Source organism: Micromonospora sp. NPDC003776 (assembly GCF_053605645.1).
This window is the reverse complement of the sequence record NZ_JBSGJR010000683.1, coordinates 1-3,282: the sequence shown is the minus strand read 5'-3', so window position 1 is coordinate 3,282 and position 3,282 is coordinate 1. Positions and strand designations below refer to the sequence as shown.

The 3,282-nt window shown below is 76.6% G+C and carries 2 protein-coding genes and 1 pseudogene; all 3 read left to right on the top strand.

Going from position 1 to position 3,282, the window contains the following annotated elements; all coding sequences use genetic code 11:
• Positions 1 to 822 (top strand): annotated as a pseudogene (locus ACWEVO_RS33270) (DUF4350 domain-containing protein); the annotation flags it as partial.
• A complete protein-coding gene (locus tag ACWEVO_RS33265) occupies positions 819 to 1,802 on the top strand; it encodes an AAA family ATPase (RefSeq protein ID WP_452311393.1) in 984 nt (327 codons plus the stop codon). The pseudogene ACWEVO_RS33270 and the gene ACWEVO_RS33265, both read left to right, overlap by 4 nt.
• Complete coding sequence (locus ACWEVO_RS33260; protein ID WP_452311392.1) at positions 1,799 to 3,109, top strand: DUF58 domain-containing protein; 1,311 nt, start codon at positions 1,799 to 1,801, stop codon at positions 3,107 to 3,109. The genes ACWEVO_RS33265 and ACWEVO_RS33260 overlap by 4 nt, the downstream gene beginning before the upstream one ends.
• Positions 3,110 to 3,282: the final 173 nt, after the last annotated feature.

Here is a 3,282-nt window from a genome sequence, read left to right as displayed (position 1 = left end):
GGCCGCGCCGCCGCCGAGCAGCAGCACTACGCGGCCCGGTCCGGCGGGACGGTCGGCGCCTGCTACGCCGGCGGGCTGGTCCAGGTGCCGTGGCGTACCGAGGTGGTGGTGATCGGCGCCAGCGACCCGTTCCGCAACGACCGGATCGACGAGTGGGGCAACCGGGCGCTGGCCACCGGCCTGCTCGGCGGTCCCCGCCCGCTGGTCTGGCTCGACCTGCCCGGCCCGGCCCCGGCACCGACCGGTCCGAGCTGGTCACCCGTTCCGGGCGGCGGCCACGGCGACGGATCCGGGAACGGATCCGGGAACGGATCCGGGAACGGATCCGGCGACGACGGCCGCTCCGACGACCGGAGCGACAGCGGCGGACCCTGGGACAACCCGCTCTGGGACGCCTTCCCGGCCTGGTTCTGGGCCCTGCTGCTCCAGCTCGCGCTGGCCGGCCTGCTGGTGGTGCTCTGGCGGGCCCGCCGGCTCGGCCCGCCGGTCCCGGAGCCGTTGCCGGTGACCGTCCCCTCGGCCGAGACGGTGCTCGGCCGCGCCCGGCTCTACCGGCGGGCCCGGGCGCGAGGGCCGGCCGCCGACACCCTGCGCGCCGCCACGCTGGCCCGCCTGCTGCCCCGGATCGGCCTGCCGGCCGACACCCCGCCCGCCGACGTGGCGGCGCGGGTCGCCGCCCACACCGGCCGCGACCCCGAACAGGTCACGGAACTGCTGCACGGCGCCGAGCCGACCACCGACCAGGAGCTGCTGGCGCTGGCCCGCGACCTGGACGCCCTGACCCGTACCGTCATCCACCCGACCGAAGGAGACACCCGGTGACCGGACCCGTCATCGCGCCGGCCGTCGCGCAGCCCGACGCCCGTGCCGCCCTGCACCGGCTGCGGGCCGAGGTGGCCAAGGCCGTCGTCGGGCAGGACGCCGTGGTCACCGGGCTGGTGCTCGCCCTGCTCTGCCGCGGGCACGTGCTGCTGGAGGGCGTACCCGGGGTGGCCAAGACCCTGCTCATCCGGACCGTGGCCACCGCGCTCGACCTGGACTCCAAGCGGGTGCAGTTCACCCCGGACCTGATGCCCGGCGACGTCACCGGTTCGCTGATCTTCGACCCGCACACCGCGGCGTTCACCTTCCGGGAGGGGCCGGTCTTCACCAACCTGCTCCTCGCCGACGAGATCAACCGCACCCCGCCGAAGACCCAGTCGGCGCTGCTGGAGGTGATGGAGGAGCGGCAGGTGTCCGTCGAGGGCGAGCGCCGGCCGCTGCCCGAGCCGTTCATCGTGGCCGCCACCCAGAACCCGATCGAGTACGAGGGCACCTACCCGCTGCCGGAGGCGCAGCTCGACCGGTTCCTGCTCAAGCTGACCGTGCCGCTGCCCAGCCGGGACGAGGAGCTGGGTGTGCTCCGCGCCCACCACGCCGGTTTCGACCCGCGCGACCTGCGGGCGGTCGGCGTACGCCCGGTCGCCACCGCGGCCGACCTGGCCGCCGCCCGGGAGGCCGTCCGCGGGGTGCACGTGGCCGAGCCCGTCCTCGGCTACATCGTGGACCTGTGCCGGGCCACCCGGGTCGCCCCCGCACTGGAGCTGGGCGCCTCGCCCCGCGGCGCCACCGCCGTACTCGCCACCGCCAAGGCGTGGTCCTGGCTGGCCGGCCGCGACCACGTCACCCCGGATGATGTGAAGGCGGTGGCCCGGCCCACGCTGCGGCACCGGCTGCGGCTGCGTCCGGAGGTGGAACTGGAGGGAGTGACCGTCGACGCGGTGCTGGACGCGGTGCTGGCCACCGTGCCGACCCCACGATGACCTGGCGGGCGGCGCTGCTGCTGGGCGCCGGTGCGGCCACCCTGCCGGTCTGGCCGGCGCCGTACCTCGGCGTCGCCGTGATGACCGGCCTGGTGCTGCTGCTCGTCGCGCTCGACTGGGCCCTCGCGGCGCCGCTGCACGCACTCACCGCCAGCCGCACCGGCGACCGGGCGGTCCGGCTGGGCGGCACCGCCACCGTCACCCTGCACCTGGCCAACGCCTCCGACCGGGTGCTGCGCGCGCAGGTACGCGACGCGTGGGTGCCCTCGGCGGGCGCACGGCCCGACGTGCCGGCCGGACGGGCGCTCACTGTGGAACCGGGTGGCATGGCGACGCTGCCGGTCCGGCTCACCCCGACCCGGCGGGGCGACCGGCCGGCGGGCGAGCTGACCGTACGCTCCCTCGGGCCGCTGCGGCTGGCCTTCCGGCAGCGCGCCGGCCGGCCCGCCACCCCACCGTGGACCCTGCGCGTGCTGCCCCGCTTCGACTCCCGCCGGCACCTGCCGGAGAAGCTGGCCCGGCTACGGATCATCGACGGGGTGCAGGTGACCCGGGGACGCGGCCAGGGCACCGAGTTCGACACCCTGCGCGAGTACGTGGTCGGTGACGACGTGCGCTCGATCGACTGGCGGGCCAGCGCGCGCCGCTCCGACGTGCTGGTGCGTACCTGGCGGCCGGAGCGGGACCGGCGGCTGGTCTGCGTGCTGGACACCGGCCGCACCTCGGCGGTACGGGTCGGCGACGAGCCCCGGCTGGACACCGCGATCGACGCGGCGCTGCTGCTCACCGCGCTGGCCGCCCGCGCCGGCGACAGGGTCGACCTGTTCGCCGCCGACGCCACCCTGCGGGCCACGGTGACCGGCAGCGGCCGGCCCGCCCTGCTCGCCCGGCTGGTGGACGCGGTCGCCCCGCTGCAGCCGGCGCTCGTCGAGACCGACTTCGAGCTGATCGCCGGGGAGGTGCTACGCCGGGAGCGGCGGCGCAGCCTGGTGGTGCTCTTCACCGCCCTGGAGGCGGGCGCGCTCGGCGAAGGGCTGCTGCCGGTGCTGCCCCGGCTGGCCGCCCGGCACCGGGTGGTGATCGCCGCGACCCACGACCCGGTGCTGGCCGGGCTCACCGCCGCACCGCCGGCCCGCCTCGACGACGCCTACGCCGCCACGGCAGCGTGGCGGGCCCTCGCGGAACGGGACCGGGTCCGGGCGGCCCTGTCCCGGCACGGCGTGACCGTGGTCGACGCCCCCGCCGACCGCCTCGCCCCCGCCATCGCCGACACCTACCTCCGCCTGAAGTCCCTCGGCCAACTCTGACCCGTTACCTGTCAGTGCGCTTTAGCGACTGATCGGCATGTCCCGCCTTGCGGTGGGACGGTCCCGGTCTTACCCGCCTGGGCGGGGCCGGGTTGACGTTTCATGGCCACCGGCCCGCCGGGGCGGGTCTTATGGTCGGCTCCACGTCCTGCCACCGGGCCACTCCCGGCGGT